This is a genomic window from Blautia sp. XA-2221 (assembly GCF_028767025.1).
Taxonomy (GTDB): domain Bacteria; phylum Bacillota; class Clostridia; order Lachnospirales; family Lachnospiraceae; genus Blautia_A.
On sequence record NZ_JAJQXX010000008.1, the window covers coordinates 20,053 to 41,422 of the forward strand.

A 21,370-nucleotide genomic window follows, 5' to 3' on the forward strand; every position below is an offset into this window, starting at 1 on the left:
TTTTATTGTATCCCCAGCTTATGTGCGGCAGCAAGGAACTGTGCTTCTGTATTCCGGAAAGGGTGTTCGCTAAGGTCCGGCACAGACTGAAGCGGCACAGTATGATAATTTTTTTCTCCTGGGAAAAGAACCGGAAGTTCTGCAGAAAGGATATCATTGTCAATTTGCTTCCACATGGCATGTTCCTCAGAAGTCAGATTATTCAGATTAAATTTTTCCCAGATCACATTCATGATCATTTCTTCGATTTCAAGATAATTAGACAGATGAGCTTTTACCGGGCGGATGATATCTGAGATATAGGCTTCGCTGGCATCGTGAAGCAGACAGGCAAGAACCATACGGTCAGACCAGCCTCTGGACTGAGCTTCCCTGGCACAGTTGAGGCAGTGCTGGGCCACCGGGTAAAAGATCAGAGTCTGGCCTCCGCCACGGCATAGATAACTGAGGGCGTGAGCGATATCTTCCAGACAGATGTTTTCCGGCTTTATGTGCATAGGATCAAACTTTCTGCCGGTATAGGTGTTCATAATACTCATAAAAAAACTCCTTTCTCCGGAAATGATTATGCTCAGAGTAGCATATTTCCGGGAAAGGAGCAAGGTGTCAGCGATTAAAATGTGTAATTTGACATTTTTGATCGGGGGGGGGGTAAAACTGTTTCCTTTTTACTGTACAGCTGTGAGTATTGGAGTTTGCGGATTTCGCTGTTAATGAAATCTGCAGTTTCCTCCGGCGTGTAAAAGCATGTTTCCTCAAGTGACTGTAGATAATCAAGAAAAGTATACAGAAGCCCTGTCTCGTTAAACATAAGATAGGTTGTCTGGTTTTCTGCATTATCAAAGGAAAAATAGCCCATAGTTTCATTTACACAAAGGTGAAGATTGATCGGAAGCTGATCCAGGGGAGACTTCAGCATACGGTACGTACCCTGATGGCAGCAGAGAACAAGCTGCTGAAGCATCTCCAAACGCTCTGTGGGAAGAAGCGGCCGATAAAACTCAGAAGGAATTTCTTTTAAAAGCCCTGTCTGAGTAAAGCGCTGGATTCCTTTTTTTGTAAAATAAACATGCATACTGTCAAGATTCTCTGTGTTTTTGCTAAAAAATGCGCCAATAACAGGCAGCAGTTTGTTACGTTCAGGAAGCATGGGAGAAAGCGCCTGTTCCAGAATTCTGTCAGTAATAAATGGAGTAAGGCATGCTTCCGGTTGAAGGAGATAACTGTTGACAGCATTTAAAGAGAGATTATGCAGCATATGTAAATTACCAGGAAGCATATGAAAAACCTGGAAAAGCGGTGCGCATTTATTCTGGAAAGCATAGAACATTTTCCAGAACTGAGCAACGATATCCGGGTCACTGTAAAAAATACCATACTGGTAATCAGAAGAAAAGGACACTGCATACCGGGATGTCACAATAAAATATGGAAGGACATTCAGGTTAAAAAAGTGTGAATGGATACTGTCATAAAAATAGTAAGCCTGATAATTCAGGTTCCGAAGGTACAAAGGAAAAATATTATTAAAATATTCCAGATTATACAGCTCGTGATCGTTGTTTAAAATTTCACTGTTGCTCAGGCAGAAAATGTGGTGTATTTCCAATGTATAACCCAGATTCAGACTGGAAAGAAGGCTGAACAGTCCTTCATAATCAGGCTGCATGAACATCGCTACCTTACCTTTGGCGGATTCTGATGATTCTGCCAGAAGAATATTGCGAAGAGCATAGTTTAATTCTACCTGTGTGTGGATAGAAGCGCAGGCAGGTGTCTGCAAGTCATTTTTGAATCCGGAACCGGCGGAAGAGGCAGAACCGGGGCAGATAGAAAATTTATCGGGAAAATGCATGAGGAAATTTTCTGTACTTTTTCTTCGATAGTAATTATCTGATCCAACTCTGGAGATTTCGTACGCCTCTTTAAACTGATCGTATTCGGTAGGTGTCAGCTGCATAAAATAAGCCATTTTTTCGAAGATATCCCGGGAAGGCGGATTTCGTTTCCCGTTGATGATCTTGTACATAGTGGCGCGATCAAAATCGCAATATTTACTAAGCGGATAGACCTTTATATTTTTTTCATGAATAAACTGGCTAAGTATATTTGAAAATTCGGACATAATAGATACCTTCCTTATATTCTGTTTCTTATGTATATCTGTTATTTTATCATAGTTTGGCTGTGAAAAAAGGGAAGGTGATGTTTTTGTGTGACAAATATAAGAAAAAAACTGTCCACAAAACATGCCACAACTGAAAAAATATGAAAAAAGAGAAAGGAAAACTGTCTACAACTGATGTCACTCATTGCTCTGAGACACAAGGCAAAGGTAAAATAAAAAAAGACAAAAGAAGAAAGGTAAGGGGAAGAGAATGAAGTGTTTAAAATGTGGAAATGAAATACAGAACGATTCCCGGTTCTGTATTTACTGTGGTCAGGAGGTAAATCAGCCAGGGAATGATCCGGAAGTACAACAATATATAAAAAAATTAGAAAATCTGAAACAGGAACAGGCAGACCTGGAAAAGAAAAAACAGGAAACCTTTCAGGAGGAGCAGGATTTAAAACTGAAACTGGATAACTATATCAGGCTTCAAAAAGGAGAGTACAAAAGATGCCGCAGATGGAGAACAGAATCTTCCACAGTTCAGGCAGTCCAGCAGAGGGAAAATGAAAAGAATGTGAAGAGGGTAATACTGTGGTTTCTCAGGATGCATGTGCGAAGAGTTTTCTGGAATTGGGATACATAGCAACATATCAGGATGGAGAAAACCGTTTATATACGGTGAATAGCGGTGAATTTCAAAAAGTCAAATATACATGGATTGCTCCGAATGAACAAGATGGGATCATATGTGTGCAAAACGAAGAGGATAAGTATGGATATATCAATGCAGACGGAGAAGAAATAATTCCCTGTATTTTTATGAATGCATATGATTTCAGGGACGGTCTTGTAGTGGTAATGAATGAAAAGGGAAAATGGGGGACAATGAATCTTCAGGGAGATATGTTGATAGATTGCGATTATGAAAATATTGATATTTCTTATGCTCCAAACTTGATTAAAGTGGAGGAATATAATTATTGGGGAGTTCTTGATCTGGGAGGAGAGAGAATCATAGACTCAGATTATAACGATATCAGCATGGGGGCTATGGGAACTATGCTTGCGACAGGAGATTATGAGGGGAAAAGAGATATTTATGATTATAATGGAACGCTTTTAGAAACGTATTCTTATTAAAAATAATTTGCTGTGAAAAGGAAGGAGAAAATTATGTACTGTAAATATTGTGGAAAAGAATTAAGGGAAGGAGCCTCATTCTGTACCGGATGTGGTAAACCGGTTCAGAAGCAAACCAGAATGAGCGAATCGGAAACAGGTCATCATAAACCAAAGAAAACAGTTACACGAAATGTGATTATCGTTGGATTGCTATTGGCAATTGTAGGTATTGTGATCGGAATTTGCAATAAGCCGGGAATAATCTCATTAGATCCGGAAAAAAGACTGGTGGGAACATGGTATGAAGTGGATTCTGACGGCAGTGTTGATTATGAGGAAGATATACAGTTTTTCAGTGATGGTACATTTATAGGGTTCGGGGAAGACGGCACCTATTCGATTGTAGATGGACAACTGGTATTCCGGTTTCAGTGGGCAGTCAGCAGCTTTGTATATGTATATGACTTTGAGTTTCAGGGAAATGAATTACATTTATTTGACGAAGACGGAGACGAAACGATTCTGCAGAAAGAAGGGGAGCTTTTTTAGAATGAATGATTGATGAACAGGTTTAAAGGAGAGGAAAACAGTATTTTGATAATTCTACGGACACAGATACGGAATCTTATGCCATTTATAATCTGGATCTGAAATATTCGTCATTCTCGTGTAAGCTGATTACAGACTGTATAGAATCGGACAACGACTGTAATATGAATGTACAGATTTATCTGGATGATCAGCTTGCCTTTGAACAGAATGGGATAGGTTGGAACACTGAACCGGTGGAAGTAAACCTGAATGTGACAAATGTGAAGACAATGAAAATCAGGGTGGTTGGCAGAGAGGGTTATCTGTGCGTTGTGGATGATAATCTGAAAGCTCATACTCCGGGAGAGTGGGAAACAGAGATAGAAGCAACCTGCGAAAATGCAGGAAAAAAAGTACAGCGTTGCACAGAATGTAAGGCAATATGTAATATATCTGAACTAAAGCCCCTGGGACACACGCCGGGCGACTGGAAAATAGAAAAGGAAGCAACTTGTACAGCAGAAGGGAAGCGTACAAAATGTTGCACCGTATGTAAAAAGGTGCTCGAAGAGGAAAAAATAGACAAATTGGAGCATGAAGAAGAGGAGGAATGGTTTGAACTGGAATCGCCTACATGTACTAATGAAGGAACTAGGATAAAGAAATGCATTTACTGTGGTAAGGCGGTGAAAACAGAGAATATCCCTAAAACAAAGCATGAATTTGGAGAATGGATAACGGCAGAAGGAAGTGTGTGGAACGCTCCGATTGTCAAAAAACGTATATGTAATGTCTGCAATGCAGAAGAAGTAGAAAATATTTATACATGGGTATGGGTGAAGCCGGTAGTCCTGCTCCTGCTGTTTATCGGTGTATCGACTGTAATTATAATAAATCTGAAAAAGAAGAAAGGAACACAGACGATATCGGAAGACCAGAGGAAATCCCACAGGAAAAAGAAAAGAGAAAAAAGGACAGATGAGGATGATATTTTTAATAGCTACCATTAAATCGATATGATCGCTTTCATGATTTCTCAATTCCAAAATAAGCTGCCCCTATTCGGTGCCACAGCTTGATAAATGTACCTGAAAAAAATAAAATTTTTATAAACAGGTCAAAGTAGATGAAAAATCAGAAGAAACAAAAAATGTCTATATATGGATCTGGGTGAAACCGGTTGTTACGCTTCTGGTGATCCTTGGAGTTCTGATCGGAGTTATTGTGGCTCTTATGAGACAAAAAGGAATACAGATCACTGCTGCAAATATAAAAGAGTTCGTCAGAGATGGAATCCGGAGTATAAAAGACGGGTCGAAAAATGACGATTCCGATGATGATATTTTTGGCGGAAAAGAAAACATGAAAAAGGATAAGGATGATATTTTCAACAATCATCATAAATAAATGAAAGGGGAAACAGGAAGAAAAATGTTTTGTGGAAAATGTGGTAAACAGCTTGAAGATAATGCAGTTGTATGTCCATGGTGCGGAGAGGCAACAGGCATTGAACCAAAAGAAAAATTTGTGCATCAGCAGGAAAATGGAGGATATGGTCAGAATTTTGACAATCGCTCCAATGTAAACAGAGATGCTGCAAAACCTATGACTTTACTTGGAATTTCAGTGGGGCTTATGGCAATGCTGATCTATTACAGCGGAGTGATCAGCAGTGTAGTCCTTATTTTGGTGGCAGGTTATGTACTTTTAAAAGAGGAAGACCGCTGGCTTCGTGCAGTAGCTGCCAAAGCAATTTCAATCGTGTGTATTTTTGGAGCAATATCAGGTGTAATTATAATGATGGAAAATGCATTTTTAGCATCATTATTAGTGCTAGGAGAAGAGTGGCGTATGCCAATACAGGATATTTTCAGTTCCCTGAACAGCATAGCGTTGTTCATCAGAGATTTTATTCTTCTGGGAGCCGGAACCCGTGCGCTTCGCTATGATAATCTCAGAGTTGGTTTTATAGATCGAATGATTAACCAGAATATACAGAAATAAGCAACAACAGGGAGGAAGGAATATGTTTTGCAGAAAATGTGGAATGGATAATCCAGAGGGCGCAAGATACTGCAGGAGATGCGGAGAGGCTTTGGAAAGACCACGTACATCATCAGAAGGAGCTTTATCAGGAGCAGCCCCGTTAGGAGCAGGACCATCAGGAACAGCATCTTCAGGAGCTGCATCATCTGTGCCGCCAATGTCCAGGAACATATCGATAGAAGATCTGCCGCCGGAATATCGTCCTATTGGGATGTGGGGATATTTTGGATACAATTTATTATTTTCGATTCCGTTTGTTGGCTGGATCATTGCGCTGGTATTTGCCTGTGGCGTAACTTCAAACGTTAATCTGAAGAACTATGCCAGAGGTTATTTCTGCGGTCTGATCGTAGCGTGTGTTGTAGTGTTTCTTTTTTCAGTAAGCGGTTGTTCTATACTGTCCGCAATGATGTAAAAAATAAGATTTGTAACGGTGTTTTCTGCTTCTGCATTGGAGCCGGATACACCGTTTTTGTTTTTGGAAAATACCTGCTTTTGGCTTGTTTTGCCGGCTGCCGGATGATAAAATAAAAAGAAAAAAACCGTTTTTTATATGTATGGATTGGCAGAACTATGACAGAAGATTCGGAGAAAAATATATCGGAGGAACTGAGAAAGGATTTTACAATGGATAAACTCTGGAATGCTTTATGCCGGATGCAGGAGGAAAGGTTTTATACGGTACGGGGACTGGAGTTCCATTATAAAATCCGGGGAAATGAGATTTTTGTAGACAGAAAAGTAAACAGCAAAAGCATTACCAGAAGCAGTGTGGAAATGGTTTTTCGGAAACTGCGGGACAGAAGAATGGACGGAGAGGAGTTTCCCCTTCTGGTAAAGGGACCCAAAAAGCTGGGGGTATTCGGAGCCAGCTATATTTATCCTGTTCTGAAACGGCTGGAGTTGATAAGCCCGGAATAGGAAGAAAATCAGGTATGTATAACTGCCGGTTGTATATTTTTGAAAAATAAACTATAATAAACATTTGAACAGACAGCCTGGCTGGGCTGAGTAAAATTTATATATGCCGGAAACTATCTGCAGCCTCACAGAAACTGCAGATATATACCAATAAAAACAGGGAGTTGCAGAAGATGAGAGCAGAGGTTGTGAGCATGGATGCGAAGCATCCGGATAAAGAGGCAATAAAAAGAGCAGGACAGATCCTGAAGAACGGAGGACTGGTAGCTTTTCCCACAGAAACCGTATATGGACTGGGAGGAAATGCCCTGGATCCACGGGCATCCATGAAAATTTATGCGGCAAAGGGACGTCCGTCAGACAATCCTCTGATCATTCATATTGCAGATATGGACAGCCTGAAAGAAATTGTGGCAGAAATTCCTGCAAAGGCACAGCTGATGGCAGAGAAATTCTGGCCGGGACCTCTGACTATGATCCTTCCAAAAGCAGAGATTGTTCCCGGGGAAACAACCGGCGGTCTTGACAGCGTTGCGGTCCGCTTTCCAAGCGATCTGATCGCCCAGGAGCTGATCCGGGCAGCTGGCGGTTTTGTTGCGGCTCCAAGCGCAAACACATCGGGGCGCCCAAGTCCTACCAGAGCAGAGCATGTGGAGGAGGATCTGGGAGATGCCATTGATATGATCCTGGATGGAGGACAGGTTGGTATCGGACTGGAATCTACGATTGTAGATTTTACAGAGGATATTCCGGTAGTATTGAGGCCAGGGTATATTTCTCTGGAAATGCTTCAGGAGATTCTGGGTGAGGTACGGATGGACAGAGGACTTCTGATCACAGACAGCAGTGTTCATCCAAAAGCTCCGGGAATGAAATACCGTCATTATGCGCCGAAGGCGGATCTTGCTGTTGTGGAAGGAAACACAGAGCAGGTGATTGCCTGTATAAACCGTATGACAGAAGCAGAGGTGGAGCAGGGCAGACGCGTAGGGATCATTGCCACAGATGAAACGTCAGCTTTGTACAAAAACGCAATTGTGCGGAGCATCGGAAGCAGAGAAGATGAGGAAACCATTGCTCATCATCTTTACGAGGTGCTTCGGGACTTTGACGGGGACGGGGTAAACGTTATTTACTCAGAAGCATTTTACACGCCCAGAATGGGACAGGCTATTATGAACAGGCTTTTAAAAGCAGCAGGACATAAGATCATAAACGTACAGGAGGAACAGAAATGATAGCATTAGGATGTGACCACGGTGGATTTGAACTGAAACAGGAGATTAAAAAGCACCTGGATCAGCAGAATATAGAGTACATTGATTATGGATGTGACAGTCAGGAGGCTGTTGATTATCCGATTTATGCAAAAAAAGTAGCAAGAGCAATCCAGAACGGTGAGTGTGAAAAGGGAATTCTGATCTGCGGAACAGGCATTGGAATTTCCATTACAGCAAATAAATTCAAAGGAATCCGTGCTGCTCTGTGTACGGACTGCTTCAGCGCAGAGGCAACAAGACTTCACAATGACGCCAATGTTCTGGCAATGGGCGGAAGAGTTGTAGGCGCAGGCCTTGCGCTTAAAATCGTGGATACGTTCTTAAACACACCGTTTTCCAATGATGAAAGACATATCCGCAGAATCAGCCAGATAGAAGAAGACTGATAAAAACGTAACGGACAGGACATTCTGAAAAAAGAGTTGTCCTGTTTTCCTGAAGCGGGAAGCCCGGTGGATTCAGAGCATGGGCAGTTTATAAAGTAAGCTGGGGAGGGCTTTTTCAATGGATAATGAAAAAAGAATGGATTATATTTCCTGGGATGAGTATTTCATGGGGGTGGCAATGCTTTCCGGGATGCGTTCCAAGGATCCTCATTCTCAGGTGGGCGCCTGTATTGTAAGTGAGGACAATAAGATTCTTTCCATGGGCTACAACGGATTGCCGATGGGATGCTCGGATGATAAGTTTCCGTGGGCAAGAGAGGGAGATGCCCTTGATACAAAATATCTCTATGTGACTCACAGTGAGCTGAATGCAATCCTGAATTACAGAGGCGGAAGTCTGGAAGGAGCGAAACTGTATGTTTCTCTTTTTCCATGCAATGAGTGCGCCAAGGCTATTATTCAGGCAGGCATCAAGACCATTGTGTACGACTGTGATAAATACGAAAACACTCCGTCTGTGATCGCGTCCAAGCGTATGCTGGATGCCGCAGGAGTCAGATACTATAAATACAACCGTACCGGAAGAGAAATTAAGTTTACAGTCTGAAAGGGCAAAACAGGTGGCTGCACAGAAAAATCCTGTCAGATTTTTACGGAACAGTCATAAGAGTAGAAGATTTGTTCCCGGATTTCCGTTCAGGTGTAGGTTTGTTTTGGAATTTACGTTCAGGAGGCTTGACACCGGAGATTTTTTCGCATACAATGAATAAAAGTTCGTGGAAACAGAACTGAAAACAGTAAAACGGCAAAGAAGAGAATAGTACACGTGGAGCAATCTCAGAGAGAAATCCCGATGTCTGCACAGCAGCAGGCGGTGGTGTGAGGATTTTGTGCGTGAACCGTGGAACCGGCCTCGGAGCCCCGTGCAATTGAAGTACGGCGTATTTCTGCGTTAAAGAAACAGAGGAGAGCAGTATAAATACAGACTGTCAGTGAGACAGCTGTTTATGGAGGTACTGCTAATCAGGGTGGTACCGCCGAAGTCCTTCGGTCCCTTTGCAGGGATTGAAAGGGCTTTTTTATTTACATTAAAAAAGGAGAATGATCATGGCAAAAGAGAAAAAATTAGTAGAAGCCATCACTTCCATGGAGGAAGATTTTGCGCAGTGGTATACTGACGTAGTAAAAAAAGCAGAGCTTTGCGATTACACAAGTGTGAAAGGCTGTATGGTGATCAAACCGGCAGGCTATGCGATCTGGGAAAATATCCAGAATGAGCTGGACAGAAGATTCAAAGAGACAGGTGTTCAGAATGTTTATATGCCGATGTTTATTCCGGAGTCTCTTCTTCAGAAAGAAAAGGATCATGTAGAGGGATTTGCGCCGGAGGTAGCATGGGTTACTCATGGCGGTCTGGATCCTCTTCAGGAGCGTCTTTGTGTGCGTCCTACTTCTGAGACACTGTTCTGTGATTTTTATCAGAAGGAGATCCAGTCTCACAGAGATCTTCCAAAGGTTTACAATCAGTGGTGTTCTGTAGTCCGCTGGGAAAAAACAACCCGTCCGTTCCTGCGCTCCAGAGAATTTTTGTGGCAGGAGGGTCATACTGCTCATGCAACCGCAGAGGAAGCAGAAGAGAGAACCATTCAGATGCTGAACGTATATGCAGATTTCTGTGAGGAAGTTCTTGCGATCCCGGTTGTAAAAGGACAGAAAACAGACAAAGAAAAATTTGCCGGTGCAGAGGCTACTTATACGATCGAGTCTTTGATGCATGACGGAAAAGCTCTGCAGTCCGGAACCAGCCATAACTTCGGCGATGGTTTTGCAAAGGCATTCGGCATTCAGTATACAGATAAAGAAAACAAGCTTCAGTATGTTCATCAGACATCCTGGGGTATGACAACCCGTATGATCGGAGCCATTATTATGGTTCACGGTGACAACAGCGGTCTTGTGCTTCCTCCGAGAATCGCACCGGTACAGGCAGTGATCATTCCGATCCAGCAGCGCAAAGAGGGTGTCCTGGAAAAAGCAGATGAACTGTTTGAAACTCTGAAAGCAGCAGGAATCCGCGTGAAAGTGGACGATACAGACAGAAGTCCGGGATATAAATTCTCCGAGCAGGAAATGCGCGGTATCCCGGTTCGTATTGAGTGCGGTCCTAAGGATATCGAAAACGGACAGGCTGTAATCTGCCGCCGTGATACAAGAGAAAAATATGTGGTATCTTTTGAGGAACTGGCAGGAAAGGTTCAGGAAGTTCTGGATACCATGCAGAAAGATATGCTGGAAAGAGCCCGCGCTCATCGCGAAGCTCACACCTATGTTGCAACTGATTATGAAGAGTTCAAAGAGACGATCAATACAAAACCGGGCTTTGTAAAAGCAATGTGGTGCGGCGATCAGGCATGCGAGGACAAGATCAAGGAAGACGTACAGGCAACTTCCAGATGTATGCCGTTTGAACAGGAGCATTTAAGCGATGTGTGCGTATGCTGTGGAAAACCGGCGAAAAAAATGGTTTACTGGGGAAGAGCATATTAAGATGAAGCTGAATATACCTTCCGGCGCAGAAAGTATTCTGAATACGCTGGAACAGCATGGATATGAGGCATATGTGGTGGGCGGCTGTGTCCGGGATTCTATTCTGGGACGCTGCCCTGACGACTGGGATATTACAACCTCCGCTTCTCCAGAACAGGTAAAAGCGCTTTTCAGAAGAACTGTAGATACAGGACTTCAGCATGGAACAGTAACCGTTTTGATAGAAAAAGAAGGATTTGAGGTAACCACTTACCGGGTGGACGGAGACTATGAGGACGGCCGCCATCCAAAGGAGGTAAGGTTTACTTCAAGCCTTGAAGAGGATCTGAAGCGAAGAGATTTTACCATCAATGCCATGGCATATCACCCTGACCGGGGGCTTGTAGATCTTTTTGGCGGAATGGACGACATGGAAAAAAAGGTGATCCGCTGTGTTGGCGATCCCATGGAACGGTTTCAGGAGGATGTGCTCCGGATTCTGAGAGCGGTTCGTTTTTCCGCCCAGCTGGGATTTACTATTGAAGAGGAAACAAAAGAGGGAATCCGCGCGCTGGCTCCCAATCTCAGACTGGTCAGCGCCGAGAGGATCCAGGTGGAGCTTGTGAAGCTTCTTGTTTCCGGACATCCGGACTACCTTCGTGTGGCGTATGAAACAGGGATTACAGCAGAGTTTTTGCCGGAGTTTGATGTGTGCATGAAAACGGCTCAGAATACGCCTCACCACTGCTATACAGTGGGAGAGCACACGCTGAAAAGTCTTTTGAATGTCAGGGCGGACAAGGTTCTGCGTCTGACGATGCTTCTTCATGATATTGGCAAGCCGGTGGTAAAAACAACGGATGAAAATGGTCGCGATCATTTTAAAATGCACGGGCCGGAAAGTGAGCGGATGGCAAAAGCCATTTTGCGGCGGCTGAAATTTGATAATGACACCATGCATAAGGTTTGCAGGCTTGTTAAATGGCATGATGCCAGACCGGTTCCGGAAATGGCTTCTGTCAGAAGAGCTGTAAATCGCATCGGCGAAGATATTTTTCCTTTTTATCTGGAAGTTCAGAGAGCAGATATGCTGGCGCAGAGCGATTATCAGCGCCGGGAAAAAGAAGAACGCCTGAATGGTGTGAAATCCTGTTATGAGCAGATTCTGGAGAAAAAACAGTGTGTTTCTCTGAAGAGTCTGGCAGTTACAGGCAGGGATCTGATTCAGGAGGGCTGTAAGCCGGGTTCTCATCTGGGAGAAATTCTGGATCAGCTTCTGGAGCACGTTCTGGAATACCCGGAAGATAACAAAAAAGAAACACTGCTGGAACTGGTGAGGAAATCCGAGGATTAAATTTCAGAAGGCATGGGAATATATGATAAAAGGGGCTGTGAATAAGTCCCGAAAAGTGGGATGTGAAAAACTCAATCGAATTTTTCACATCCCACTTTTATCATATGACATGATTCTGCTCAAAATATTTCTGTATTGTGCAGGTATTTTGAACAGTCAAGAACAGAAAATGCAAAAAATACGTCAAAACACCTGGCGGGAACATACCGTGTGAACAGTTACGCATAATTTCCGCTCCTTTGTACATAAGTATAGAAAGTACAAAAAATGAGGGGGAAGCAGATTTGTATGATTATGGACTCAGCGTTCTGGAACAGTACGAGCTGACTGTAAAAAGTACAGCCCGTACCAGAGGCGGACTTCTCTGCCAGACTGACAGGGGAACGGCAGTGATACGGGAACAGCGGGGATCAGGAAAGAAACTCCAGAAGCAGCAGGAGCTTCTGCTAAAGTTGGAAGAAAAAGGATGCCTGGTAGACACTTTTCTGGAAAATAAAGAAGGAGAGCTGATTTCAACTGACCGGGACGGAATCGCCTATACCCTTCAGCGCTGGTACGAAGGGCGGGAATGTGACACAAGATCCAGAGAACAGATTCTGGAGGCAGTGGGTATGCTTGCCGGGATCCACAAGGAAATGAAACTTCCAACAGATCTTTCTTATATGGAAGAAAATCTGAATGACGAGTATCAGCGTCATAATCAGGAACTGAAAAAAATACGCAGATTTATCAGAAAAAAAGGCCCTGTATGTACTTTTGAAAAAGAGTATTTAAAATCTGTGGAATGGTTTCTGGAAAGAGGAGAGCTGGCTGTAAATATGCTCAGGGTTTCTGCCTATGAAAACCTCAGAGAAAAGGTGAAAACAGAAGGTACAGCCTGTCACGGGGAATACAATCAGCATAACGTTCTGATCATGAAATCAAAAACAGCAGTTACAGGGTTCTCTCACTGGTATTTTGGAGTTCAGATTGGAGATCTTTATCACTTTATGAGAAAAATACTGGAAAAATCAGGATGGAATGTGAATCTGGCAGAAGGAATGTTAAAAACGTATCACAGAATCCGTCCTATTTCCAGAGAAGAGTGGGAAAACCTAAAAATCCGATTTACTTATCCGGAAAAATTCTGGAAACTGTCGAATTATTATTATACCCACAACAAAGCCTGGATTTCCGAAAAAAATACGGAAAAGCTCCAGACACTGATCAGACAGAAAGAAAAGTGGGCAGCTTTCGGAGAACAGTGCTTTGGGAAATATGATCTTTAAAAGGCTGACAGAAGAAGTCAGATATAGTGTTTACACAGCATTATTGGGAAGAATGTTAGGCTTTGAAGATGCCGGGATTCCGAAATTTTGTGCAGGAGAAATTGTTCAGACTTCCATTTTTCTGAAAACAGGTGTATAATTAGAAATCATAAACTTCGCATAGCGGAGCCAAAAAACATACAGGGAGGTACAGCGGTATGGACTACAGAGAAGTATATGAGCAGTGGCTTGCGAACCCATACTTCGATGATGCAACAAAAGAGGAACTGAAAAACATCGCAGAAGAAGAGAATGAAATAAAAGAACGTTTTTATATGGATCTGGAATTTGGTACGGCGGGCCTGCGCGGAATCATCGGTGCAGGTACAAACCGTATGAATATTTATGTGGTAAGAAGAGCAACCCAGGGCCTTGCAAATTATATTGCGAAGGTGGGCAAACAGTCTCAGGGCGTTGCAATTGCTTATGATTCCCGCCATATGTCACCGGAGTTTGCGCAGGAAGCAGCTCTCTGCCTTGCTGCAAACGGGATCAAGGCTTATATTTTTGAGTCTTTAAGACCGACACCGGAGCTTTCTTTTGCAGTCCGTCACCTTGGCTGCGTTGCCGGAATCAATATCACTGCCAGCCACAATCCGCCGGAATACAATGGATATAAGGTATACTGGGAGGACGGCGCTCAGATCACTCCGCCTCATGATACCGGAATCATGGGAGAGGTAAAGGCAATCTCTGACTGGAATACTGTAAAAACCATGGACAAGGCTGAGGCAGAAAAATCCGGTCTTTATGAAGTGATCGGACAGCAGATTGACGATGCTTATATGGAAGAGCTGAAAAAACAGGTGATCCATCATGATGCCATTGCGGCAGAGGGCAAAAACCTGAAGATTGTTTACACTCCTCTTCATGGAACCGGAAATATTCCTGCAAGAAGAATCCTGAAAGAACTGGGCTTTGAAAATGTTTATGTTGTTAAGGAACAGGAACTTCCGGACGGTGCGTTTCCGACAGTAAGCTATCCGAACCCTGAAGCAGCAGAAGCCTTTGAGCTTGGTCTGAAGCTTGCAAAAGAAGTAGACGCTGACCTTGTTCTTGCAACAGACCCGGATGCAGACCGCCTGGGCGTACGCGTAAAGGACAAAAACGGCGAATACCATGATCTGACAGGAAATATGTCCGGCTGCCTTCTGGCAAACTATGAGATCGGACAGCGCAAAGCAGTAAACGGAAGCCTTCCTGAGGACGGCGCTCTGATCAAGACTATTGTTACCAGCAATCTGGCAGATGCCATTGCAAAAGGCTATGGCGTTGATCTCATTGAGGTTCTGACAGGATTTAAGTTTATCGGACAGCAGATCCTGGGCTTTGAGAACAGTGGAAAAGGAACTTATCTTTTTGGATTTGAAGAGAGCTATGGCTGTCTGATCGGTACATATGCAAGAGATAAGGACGCCATTGTGGCCACAATGGCGCTGTGCGAGGCTGCTGCTTACTATAAGACTCAGGGCAAAACTCTCTGGGATGCAATGATCGAGATGTATGATCAGTACGGATATTATAAGGATGATATCCAGTCCATTACTCTGAAAGGAATTGAAGGACTTCAGAAGATCCAGGAAATCATGGATACTCTTCGTAAGAACCCGCCTGCAGAGTTTGCTGGACATAAGGTGGTTTCTGCAAGAGATTATAAAAAGGACACCATTACAGACCTGGCAACCGGAGAAGTGAAGCCTACCGGACTTCCGAACTCTAACGTTCTGTACTATGATCTGACAGATGATGCATGGGTATGTGTCCGCCCGTCCGGTACAGAGCCAAAAGTAAAATTCTACTATGGAGTAAAAGGAACTTCTCTTGAGGATGCAGATGAAAAGTCTGCGGTTATGGGCAAGGCTGTTCTTGATATGGTCAACTCAATGATGTAATATGGTGAGAAGATGCAGAATTTTGATGAATTTATGGAAGTGGTAAAAAAAATCCGCAAGAACTGTCCCTGGGATAAGGTTCAGACACACGAAAGTCTGAAGCCCTACCTGATCAGTGAGACAAATGAGCTTCTTGAGGGGATCGATCGTCTGGAAACGCAGAATGACAGCGAAAATCTCTGTGAGGAGTTGGGAGATGTACTGTTTCAGGTTGCGCTTCACAGCGTGATCGCCCAGGAGGAGGGACTGTTTACCATTGAGGATGTGATAGATGGCATTTCTTCCAAAATGCAGTTTCGCCATCCGGGGATTTTTGCTCCGGAGGATGAGACAATGACTTCTCTTTCCTGGGATGAATTGAAAGAAATTGAAAAGAGCAGAAAGACAGAAAAGCTCTGAAAAGTATTTCAGGAACATCAGTCGAAAGCGTTCTTGCCCGCTCTGTTTACAGTAACCCGAAAGCCCCAGTTTACGGGGATTTGGCACAAAAAACCTTGACAATCTACAGGAAAAGGTATATAAATAGTAAATAGCGTGTGATCGACAGGAAGCATAACGCGATAATAAAGAAAGAGAGCATTTATAGGAGGAAACACCATGAATAAAACAGAATTAGTAGCAGCAATGGCGAAAGAGACAAATCTTTCCAGGAAAGATGTAGAAGCAGTTCTGAAATCTTTCACCGATGTTGTAGCATCCGAGCTCAAAAAAGGCGGAAAAATTCAGCTTGTAGGATTTGGTACCTTTGAAGTAAGCGAGAGAGCTGCAAGAGAAGGAAGAAATCCTCATACTGGTGAAACCATGAAAATCGAAGCTTCCAAAGCACCGAAATTCAAAGCTGGTAAGGCTTTAAAGGATCTTGTAAACGATAAATAATAAAGTTTGGCAGAGGGGGAACGGCGTGTTCCCCCTTTTTCTATGGACTATGAAATAAAAAAGAACAGGAGGTTTTGTATGCGCCTTGATAAATATCTGAAGGTTTCCCGTCTTATTAAAAGAAGAACAGTGGCAAACGAAGCCTGTGACGCAGGAAGAGTTTTGCTTAATGACAAACCCGCCAGAGCTTCTGCAGCAGTAAAGGCAGGAGATATTGTAGAAATCCAGTTTGGCGGAAAAAGCGTGAAAGTCGAAGTTCTTGATGTAAAAGAGACAGTCCGCAAGGAAGAGGCGGAAAGTATGTTCCGCTATCTGTAGTTTTTACGTCTATTTATAAGCGCTGTTTCATACATTGTTTATGGAAAGAAACAATGGGAGGCTGGCCCTTGGAAGAGAAAAAGACAATGTGCGCCCACAGGCTGACCCTTGATAACAGACAGGAGGGTACGGTCACAGGCGTCAGGGACATTCATTCTTTTAATGAAAGTGAGATTTTACTGGAAACAGAAGCCGGAAGACTTTCTGTAAAAGGAGAACTGCTTCATGTGCGGAGACTGAATCTGGAAAAGGGAGAGGCCGATATTGAAGGAAAAATAAACAGCTTGACCTATCTTTCGAAAAAAACAGAAAACAAAGAAGAATCTCTGCTGAAGCGGATGTTCCGGTAAAATATGAGCGGCTATATGGAGTATGAGGCAGCGCTGTTTCTTTTGTCCGTGCTGATGGGGGCGGTGCTTTTTCTCGTTTATAAGATTCTGACTGCTTTGAGGAAGGTGATTTCTCATCCGCCCTGGGCGGTGGATGCGGAGGACCTTTTTTACTGGATCGCAGCAGGGATTTTTATGTTTTCCGTGATATACAGGTTCAATCAGGGAACGCTCCGGTGTTTTCTTTTTGCAGGAAGTATTCTGGGAGCCTTTCTGTGCCGTGAAACGGTGGCAGATCTGTTTGAGAGGATTCTTGTGTTTCTGTGTGGAATTCCTGTGAAATTTGTAAAAATTTCAACAAAGAGGTTGCTATTTCTTTTTAAAAGAGGTAGTATTTTATTGTATAAGTATAAAAACAGGTCAAAAAAAGGTTTTAAAGCAAAGAGGATCAGTCAGGTTGAAAAAGTCAAAAAGAAAGAAAAGCAAAAAAAGAATAGCGAATAACTATCTGGGAATGGCTGTCATTTCAGTTGTTGTTCTTCTGCTTCTTGGCGGCCTGGCAATGAAAAGTCACAATCTCAGAAACAGGATCGCCTATTATGATGCCCAGGCAGCAGAGCTGAAACAGCAGATTTCCGATGAAAAAGAACGGACAAAGGAAATCGACAAGCGTACAGAGTATATGCAGACGGATGAGTATGCGGCAGAGGTTGCCAGAGACAGACTTGGGCTTGTAAAAGATAATGAAACTGTGTTTGAAGAAGAAAAATAACAGTATTCTGAATGCAGTGAACAGTAAAAATAACACAGATTTTGGCGAAAAGTTTTTTATGGCTTTCGCCTGTGTTTGACAGATATTTTAGAACCTGTCCTTTATAATAGCACTTGATGAAGTGTGTAAAGGGGAGGGGAAATATGCAGGAATGGATTATTGCCATGCTCGTGATCAGCCTACTGCTGATTTTCCGGGACATGGCAAAAACTATTTTGACGGGGCAGATGTCGAAAAAGGAAGAACCATTTGCTCCCGGAGAAAGCCATCCTCAGAAGGAGAAGGTGAAACGGTATGCGGCTTCCTTCCAGAAGCTGGCAGATACCTTTTACGGGATGCCCTACAGGAAGGAATATTTAAGCTCCGGTCAGGTTGATGTGATACTAAAAGACACCAATGAGGAGATGTGCAGCAGGTGCTATCACAGAGAAATATGCTGGGGAGAAAATGCCGGTTCTCTGAAGCAGGGCGGCGAGGCAATGATCCGTGCCATGGAAGAAGGGAACGAGGAAACGGTGGAAATGATCCGTCAGGAATGGGCGGAAATCTGCGGCAAGTCCATACAGTATCTGGAAACGGTCAGAGAACGTTTTCAGAAAGAAAAACAGAATCTGGTGTGGAGCAATCGCATGATCGAAAGCAGACTGGCAGTGGCGCAGCAGCTGACAGAGATATCCCGGATCATGGGAATGGTCGCAGAAGATATTTATGATATTTCCCCGGCGGATCCGAAGTTTCAGGAGAGTATCCGCAGGATCCTGAAAAAGCGTCATATTATGCTGAAAAATGTCTGGGTTATGGATAAGGTAGAGGGCCGCAGACAGATGTTTCTTACCATGAAAGCCAGAAGCGGACAATGCGTATCTGTGACAGAAGTTTCGCAGCTTCTGTCAGGCTTGTGTGAGTGTGCCATGACTTCTGCTGCCGACAGCAGAGGGATTGTAAACGGAGAATATCATACGGTACATTTTGTGGAAGACGTCAGCTATCAGGTAATGTACGGTGTGGCCAAGCTTACAAGAGAGGAAGAAAAGATTTCCGGAGACAACTATATCTGCAGACAGGAGGAAGGCGGAAAGTTTGTTATGTGTCTTTCTGACGGAATGGGTTCCGGTATGGATGCCTGCAGAGAAAGTGAGATCGTGGTGGAGCTTCTGGAGCAGTTTCTGGAATCCGGTTTTACTCAGGAGACAGCTGCCAGAATGGTAAATTCTGCTCTGGTGCTGAAAGGACGGGAGGGGATGTTTTCCACAGTCGATATCTGCGCTCTGGATCTTTATACAGGGATCTGCAGTTTTCTGAAGGCGGGGGCTGCATCTACCTTTATCAAACGTGATCACTGGGTGGAGGCGATTTCTTCAGAAAGTCTTGCAGCAGGACTGGTTCAGCAGATTGATTTTGACACGGCTTCCCGGAAACTGTATCATGGAGATTATCTGATCATGATGACGGATGGGGTTCTGGACGCCCTTCCTCTGGACAGGGAAGAAGAAACCATGAAAGAGATTATTATGGACGTTCAGGAGGAAAATCCCAGAGAGGTCAGCAGAGGAATTCTGGAACGGGTGCTGGGGTACAGCGATTACCGTGCCAGAGATGACATGACAGTGCTGGTAGCCAGTGTGCTGCGCAAGTAGAAACAAAAGAGGAGAAAAGCATAGATGCAGGAGCAGATTTATGCAAAAGTCCGCGCTTTTGCAGAAAAAAACAGGATGTTTGATCAGTGTGGGGCGGTGGCTGCCGGGATATCCGGAGGAGGGGATTCCGTCACCATGCTGGATATTCTGAACAGACTGAAAGAAGAATATGGATTTCAGATCACAGCCGTTCATGTAAATCACGGGATCCGGGGAGCAGAGGCGCAGCGGGATCAGGAAGCGGCAGAGGATCTGTGCAGAAAAATGGGGATTCCCTGCAGAGTATACGGTTTTGATGTTCCGAGCCTTGCTGCACAGTGGAAAATCGGTCTGGAAGAGGCAGGAAGGAGAGTCCGCAGACAGGCCTTTGAAGAAACGCTTGCCGGAGCGCAGATTTCAGAAGGGAAAAAGAAGGTGATCGCTCTTGCTCATAACCGGAACGATCTGGCGGAAACCATGCTTCATCATCTCTGCAGGGGTACCGGACTCAGAGGGCTTTCTTCCATGAAAGCGGCAGAGGATGGCATCGTCCGTCCGGTTCTCTGTCTGGAACGGAAGGAAATTGACGAGTATCTCAGAGAAAGAAACCTGCCTTATGTAACAGACAGCACAAATCTTCAGGATGAATATACCAGAAACAGGATCCGCCACCATGTGATCCCGGTTCTGGAACGTGAGATCAATGAAAAAACAGTGTCCCATATGGCAGAAACCTCTGAGCTGATCGGGCAGGCGGAGGTTTATTTCAGGGAAAAAGGCGCATCTCTGGCAGAAGGATGCCGCACCGAAAAGGGGGAGATCTTTTTTGGAGAAAACTTTCTGAAACATCCTGAAATCATCAGGAAGTATGCAGTGAGAGAAGCGGTTGAAAGGCTTGCAGGACAAAGAAAAGACATTTCCCTGACACATGTACGTGCAGTTCTGGAACTTTTTGAACTTCGTACCGGGGCATCGGTGAATCTTCCCTATCATCTGGAGGCTGTGAAAACATACGAAGGAATTCTTATAAGAAAGAAAAATTCAGAGGATCCGGTCAGGAACTTCCGGGAATATCCGCTTCCTGTAAATGGAAGTCTTACCTGTGACCTGGGAAACTTTGAAACAAAAATCTTTTCCTGGTCAGACCAGAAGATTTGTGAAAAAAAGTATACGAAATGGCTGGATTATGATAGAATAAAATACGATATATCTGTCCGCACCAGAAAAACCGGCGATTACCTTACGGTAAACAGTCAGGGACACCGCAAAAAACTGACACGGTGCATGATCGACGAAAAATTTCCGCGTGAACAGAGGGATAACATTCCTCTGATCGCAGAAGGAAGCGAGGTTCTCTGGATCGTGGGCGGAAGAATGAATGAAAGGTATAAGATCACATCAGAAACAAAGAATGTGCTGGAAATCAAATACCAAGGAGGAAAATATCATGAGTGAAAAAATCAGAGTATTACTCAGCGAAGAAGAAGTGGAGGCAAAAATCAGAGAGGTTGCCGCAAAAATCAGCAAAGATTATGAAGGAAAGGAACTTCACCTGATCTGTGTTTTAAAGGGCGGAGTATTTTTTACCTGTGAACTTGCAAAAAGGATTACTGTTCCGGTATCTCTTGACTTTATGTCTGTATCCAGCTATGGAGATGACACAAAATCAAGCGGTGTGGTAAGGATCGTGAAGGATCTGGATCAGCCTCTGATCGGCAAAGACGTACTGATCGTTGAGGATATCATTGACTCAGGAAGAACTCTGAGCTATCTGATCGAAATCCTGAAAGGACGTAATCCAAACAGTGTCCGTCTCTGCACACTGCTGGATAAACCGGAGAGAAGAGTAAAGGATGTAAATGTAGATTACTGCTGTTTCAATATCCCGGATGAGTTTGTTGTTGGATATGGTCTGGACTATGCCCAGAAATATCGCAATCTCCCGTTTATCGGCGTAGTAGAATTGGACACAGAAGAATGA

The 21,370-nt window shown here is 43.7% G+C and carries 26 protein-coding genes and 1 pseudogene; 25 read left to right on the forward strand and 2 right to left on the reverse strand.

Features of this window, described 5'->3' with window-relative positions:
* Window positions 1-2: 2 nt before the first annotated feature.
* On the reverse strand, window positions 3-539 hold the full coding sequence (locus tag LU279_RS08110; RefSeq protein WP_274422073.1) for a phosphohydrolase: 537 nt from the start codon (window positions 537-539) through the stop codon (window positions 3-5).
* 74 nt (window positions 540-613) lie between these two features.
* On the reverse strand, window positions 614-2,125 hold the full coding sequence (locus LU279_RS08115) for a helix-turn-helix domain-containing protein (protein WP_274422074.1): 1,512 nt from the start codon (window positions 2,123-2,125) through the stop codon (window positions 614-616).
* Window positions 2,126-2,378: 253 nt separating this feature from the next.
* Here LU279_RS08115 and LU279_RS08120 point away from each other — a divergent pair, with 253 nt between their 5' ends.
* The 25 genes and pseudogenes from LU279_RS08120 (at window position 2,379) to hpt (ending at window position 21,370) form a co-directional block, all read left to right on the forward strand.
* Complete coding sequence (locus LU279_RS08120) at window positions 2,379-2,756, forward strand: zinc ribbon domain-containing protein (protein WP_274422075.1); 378 nt, start codon at window positions 2,379-2,381, stop codon at window positions 2,754-2,756.
* The gene (locus LU279_RS08125) at window positions 2,705-3,253 is read left to right on the forward strand and encodes a WG repeat-containing protein (RefSeq protein ID WP_274422076.1); all 549 of its coding nucleotides are present in this window, start codon (window positions 2,705-2,707) and stop codon (window positions 3,251-3,253) included. The genes LU279_RS08120 and LU279_RS08125 overlap by 52 nt, the downstream gene beginning before the upstream one ends.
* 33 nt (window positions 3,254-3,286) lie before the next feature.
* Complete coding sequence (locus LU279_RS08130; RefSeq protein WP_274422077.1) at window positions 3,287-3,784, forward strand: zinc-ribbon domain-containing protein; 498 nt, start codon at window positions 3,287-3,289, stop codon at window positions 3,782-3,784.
* Between the two features lie 74 nt (window positions 3,785-3,858).
* Window positions 3,859-4,776, forward strand: a pseudogene (locus LU279_RS08135) (NPCBM/NEW2 domain-containing protein); the annotation flags it as partial.
* Between the two features lie 160 nt (window positions 4,777-4,936).
* Window positions 4,937-5,173, forward strand: a complete 237-nt coding sequence (locus LU279_RS08140; protein ID WP_274422078.1) for a hypothetical protein — start codon at window positions 4,937-4,939, stop codon at window positions 5,171-5,173.
* Between the two features lie 24 nt (window positions 5,174-5,197).
* A complete protein-coding gene (locus LU279_RS08145; protein WP_274422079.1) occupies window positions 5,198-5,770 on the forward strand; it encodes a zinc-ribbon domain-containing protein in 573 nt (190 codons plus the stop codon).
* Window positions 5,771-5,792: 22 nt separating this feature from the next.
* On the forward strand, window positions 5,793-6,227 hold the full coding sequence (locus LU279_RS08150) for a zinc-ribbon domain-containing protein (protein WP_274422080.1): 435 nt from the start codon (window positions 5,793-5,795) through the stop codon (window positions 6,225-6,227).
* 158 nt (window positions 6,228-6,385) lie between these two features.
* On the forward strand, window positions 6,386-6,733 hold the full coding sequence (locus LU279_RS08155; RefSeq protein WP_274422081.1) for a hypothetical protein: 348 nt from the start codon (window positions 6,386-6,388) through the stop codon (window positions 6,731-6,733).
* Window positions 6,734-6,906: 173 nt separating this feature from the next.
* Window positions 6,907-7,971: an L-threonylcarbamoyladenylate synthase gene (locus LU279_RS08160; protein ID WP_274422082.1), complete on the forward strand. Its 1,065-nt coding sequence runs from the start codon at window positions 6,907-6,909 to the stop codon at window positions 7,969-7,971.
* Window positions 7,968-8,399, forward strand: coding sequence for a ribose 5-phosphate isomerase B (gene rpiB, locus LU279_RS08165; protein WP_274422083.1), 432 nt, complete (start codon window positions 7,968-7,970; stop codon window positions 8,397-8,399). Before LU279_RS08160 ends, rpiB begins: the two co-directional genes overlap by 4 nt.
* Before the next feature lie 118 nt (window positions 8,400-8,517).
* A complete protein-coding gene (locus tag LU279_RS08170) occupies window positions 8,518-9,006 on the forward strand; it encodes a deoxycytidylate deaminase (protein ID WP_274422084.1) in 489 nt (162 codons plus the stop codon).
* 500 nt (window positions 9,007-9,506) lie between these two features.
* A complete protein-coding gene (proS, locus tag LU279_RS08175; protein ID WP_274422085.1) occupies window positions 9,507-10,946 on the forward strand; it encodes a proline--tRNA ligase in 1,440 nt (479 codons plus the stop codon).
* Window position 10,947: 1 nt separating this feature from the next.
* Window positions 10,948-12,279: a CCA tRNA nucleotidyltransferase gene (locus tag LU279_RS08180; protein WP_274422086.1), complete on the forward strand. Its 1,332-nt coding sequence runs from the start codon at window positions 10,948-10,950 to the stop codon at window positions 12,277-12,279.
* A gap of 284 nt (window positions 12,280-12,563) precedes the next feature.
* Window positions 12,564-13,547: a hypothetical protein gene (locus LU279_RS08185; protein WP_274422087.1), complete on the forward strand. Its 984-nt coding sequence runs from the start codon at window positions 12,564-12,566 to the stop codon at window positions 13,545-13,547.
* Window positions 13,528-13,686 carry a hypothetical protein gene (locus LU279_RS08190; protein WP_274422088.1) on the forward strand — a complete coding sequence of 53 codons (159 nt, stop codon included), beginning with the start codon at window positions 13,528-13,530 and terminating at the stop codon, window positions 13,684-13,686. Before LU279_RS08185 ends, LU279_RS08190 begins: the two co-directional genes overlap by 20 nt.
* A 58-nt stretch (window positions 13,687-13,744) precedes the next feature.
* The gene (locus LU279_RS08195) at window positions 13,745-15,478 is read left to right on the forward strand and encodes a phospho-sugar mutase (protein WP_274422089.1); all 1,734 of its coding nucleotides are present in this window, start codon (window positions 13,745-13,747) and stop codon (window positions 15,476-15,478) included.
* A 12-nt stretch (window positions 15,479-15,490) separates the two neighbouring features.
* Complete coding sequence (locus tag LU279_RS08200; RefSeq protein ID WP_274422090.1) at window positions 15,491-15,877, forward strand: MazG nucleotide pyrophosphohydrolase domain-containing protein; 387 nt, start codon at window positions 15,491-15,493, stop codon at window positions 15,875-15,877.
* A gap of 198 nt (window positions 15,878-16,075) precedes the next feature.
* Window positions 16,076-16,354, forward strand: a complete 279-nt coding sequence (locus tag LU279_RS08205) for an HU family DNA-binding protein (protein WP_022066502.1) — start codon at window positions 16,076-16,078, stop codon at window positions 16,352-16,354.
* A 78-nt stretch (window positions 16,355-16,432) separates the two neighbouring features.
* A complete protein-coding gene (locus LU279_RS08210) occupies window positions 16,433-16,672 on the forward strand; it encodes an RNA-binding S4 domain-containing protein (protein ID WP_138271327.1) in 240 nt (79 codons plus the stop codon).
* Between the two features lie 68 nt (window positions 16,673-16,740).
* Window positions 16,741-17,022 (forward strand): sporulation protein YabP, encoded by a 282-nt coding sequence (gene yabP / locus LU279_RS08215; protein ID WP_274422091.1) that lies wholly within the window; start codon window positions 16,741-16,743, stop codon window positions 17,020-17,022.
* A gap of 15 nt (window positions 17,023-17,037) precedes the next feature.
* Window positions 17,038-17,505 (forward strand): spore cortex biosynthesis protein YabQ, encoded by a 468-nt coding sequence (yabQ, locus tag LU279_RS13615; protein WP_442870150.1) that lies wholly within the window; start codon window positions 17,038-17,040, stop codon window positions 17,503-17,505.
* Complete coding sequence (locus LU279_RS08220; RefSeq protein WP_274422092.1) at window positions 17,459-17,773, forward strand: FtsB family cell division protein; 315 nt, start codon at window positions 17,459-17,461, stop codon at window positions 17,771-17,773. Before yabQ ends, LU279_RS08220 begins: the two co-directional genes overlap by 47 nt.
* Window positions 17,774-17,916: 143 nt before the next feature.
* A complete protein-coding gene (locus LU279_RS08225; protein ID WP_274422093.1) occupies window positions 17,917-19,410 on the forward strand; it encodes a SpoIIE family protein phosphatase in 1,494 nt (497 codons plus the stop codon).
* Between the two features lie 24 nt (window positions 19,411-19,434).
* Window positions 19,435-20,844, forward strand: coding sequence for a tRNA lysidine(34) synthetase TilS (tilS, locus tag LU279_RS08230; protein ID WP_274422094.1), 1,410 nt, complete (start codon window positions 19,435-19,437; stop codon window positions 20,842-20,844).
* Window positions 20,837-21,370 carry a hypoxanthine phosphoribosyltransferase gene (gene hpt / locus LU279_RS08235; protein ID WP_274422095.1) on the forward strand — a complete coding sequence of 178 codons (534 nt, stop codon included), beginning with the start codon at window positions 20,837-20,839 and terminating at the stop codon, window positions 21,368-21,370. The genes tilS and hpt overlap by 8 nt, the downstream gene beginning before the upstream one ends.

Bases quoted from the DNA above. Each gene is read 5' to 3' on its own strand.
- LU279_RS08180 (WP_274422086.1), top strand. From the start codon at position 10,948: ATGAAGCTGAATATACCTTCCGGCGCAGAAAGTATTCTGAATACGCTG.
- LU279_RS08170 (WP_274422084.1), top strand. From the start codon at position 8,518: ATGGATAATGAAAAAAGAATGGATTATATTTCCTGGGATGAGTATTTC.
- LU279_RS08225 (WP_274422093.1), top strand. From the start codon at position 17,917: ATGCAGGAATGGATTATTGCCATGCTCGTGATCAGCCTACTGCTGATT.
- proS (WP_274422085.1), top strand. From the start codon at position 9,507: ATGGCAAAAGAGAAAAAATTAGTAGAAGCCATCACTTCCATGGAGGAA.
- LU279_RS08155 (WP_274422081.1), top strand. From the start codon at position 6,386: ATGACAGAAGATTCGGAGAAAAATATATCGGAGGAACTGAGAAAGGAT.
- rpiB (WP_274422083.1), top strand. From the start codon at position 7,968: ATGATAGCATTAGGATGTGACCACGGTGGATTTGAACTGAAACAGGAG.
- hpt (WP_274422095.1), top strand. From the start codon at position 20,837: ATGAGTGAAAAAATCAGAGTATTACTCAGCGAAGAAGAAGTGGAGGCA.
- tilS (WP_274422094.1), top strand. From the start codon at position 19,435: ATGCAGGAGCAGATTTATGCAAAAGTCCGCGCTTTTGCAGAAAAAAAC.
- yabQ (WP_442870150.1), top strand. From the start codon at position 17,038: ATGGAGTATGAGGCAGCGCTGTTTCTTTTGTCCGTGCTGATGGGGGCG.
- LU279_RS08120 (WP_274422075.1), top strand. From the start codon at position 2,379: ATGAAGTGTTTAAAATGTGGAAATGAAATACAGAACGATTCCCGGTTC.
- LU279_RS08130 (WP_274422077.1), top strand. From the start codon at position 3,287: ATGTACTGTAAATATTGTGGAAAAGAATTAAGGGAAGGAGCCTCATTC.
- LU279_RS08205 (WP_022066502.1), top strand. From the start codon at position 16,076: ATGAATAAAACAGAATTAGTAGCAGCAATGGCGAAAGAGACAAATCTT.
- LU279_RS08150 (WP_274422080.1), top strand. From the start codon at position 5,793: ATGTTTTGCAGAAAATGTGGAATGGATAATCCAGAGGGCGCAAGATAC.
- LU279_RS08145 (WP_274422079.1), top strand. From the start codon at position 5,198: ATGTTTTGTGGAAAATGTGGTAAACAGCTTGAAGATAATGCAGTTGTA.
- LU279_RS08210 (WP_138271327.1), top strand. From the start codon at position 16,433: ATGCGCCTTGATAAATATCTGAAGGTTTCCCGTCTTATTAAAAGAAGA.
- LU279_RS08115 (WP_274422074.1), bottom strand. From the start codon at position 2,125: ATGTCCGAATTTTCAAATATACTTAGCCAGTTTATTCATGAAAAAAAT.
- LU279_RS08160 (WP_274422082.1), top strand. From the start codon at position 6,907: ATGAGAGCAGAGGTTGTGAGCATGGATGCGAAGCATCCGGATAAAGAG.
- LU279_RS08200 (WP_274422090.1), top strand. From the start codon at position 15,491: ATGCAGAATTTTGATGAATTTATGGAAGTGGTAAAAAAAATCCGCAAG.
- LU279_RS08195 (WP_274422089.1), top strand. From the start codon at position 13,745: ATGGACTACAGAGAAGTATATGAGCAGTGGCTTGCGAACCCATACTTC.
- LU279_RS08110 (WP_274422073.1), bottom strand. From the start codon at position 539: ATGAGTATTATGAACACCTATACCGGCAGAAAGTTTGATCCTATGCAC.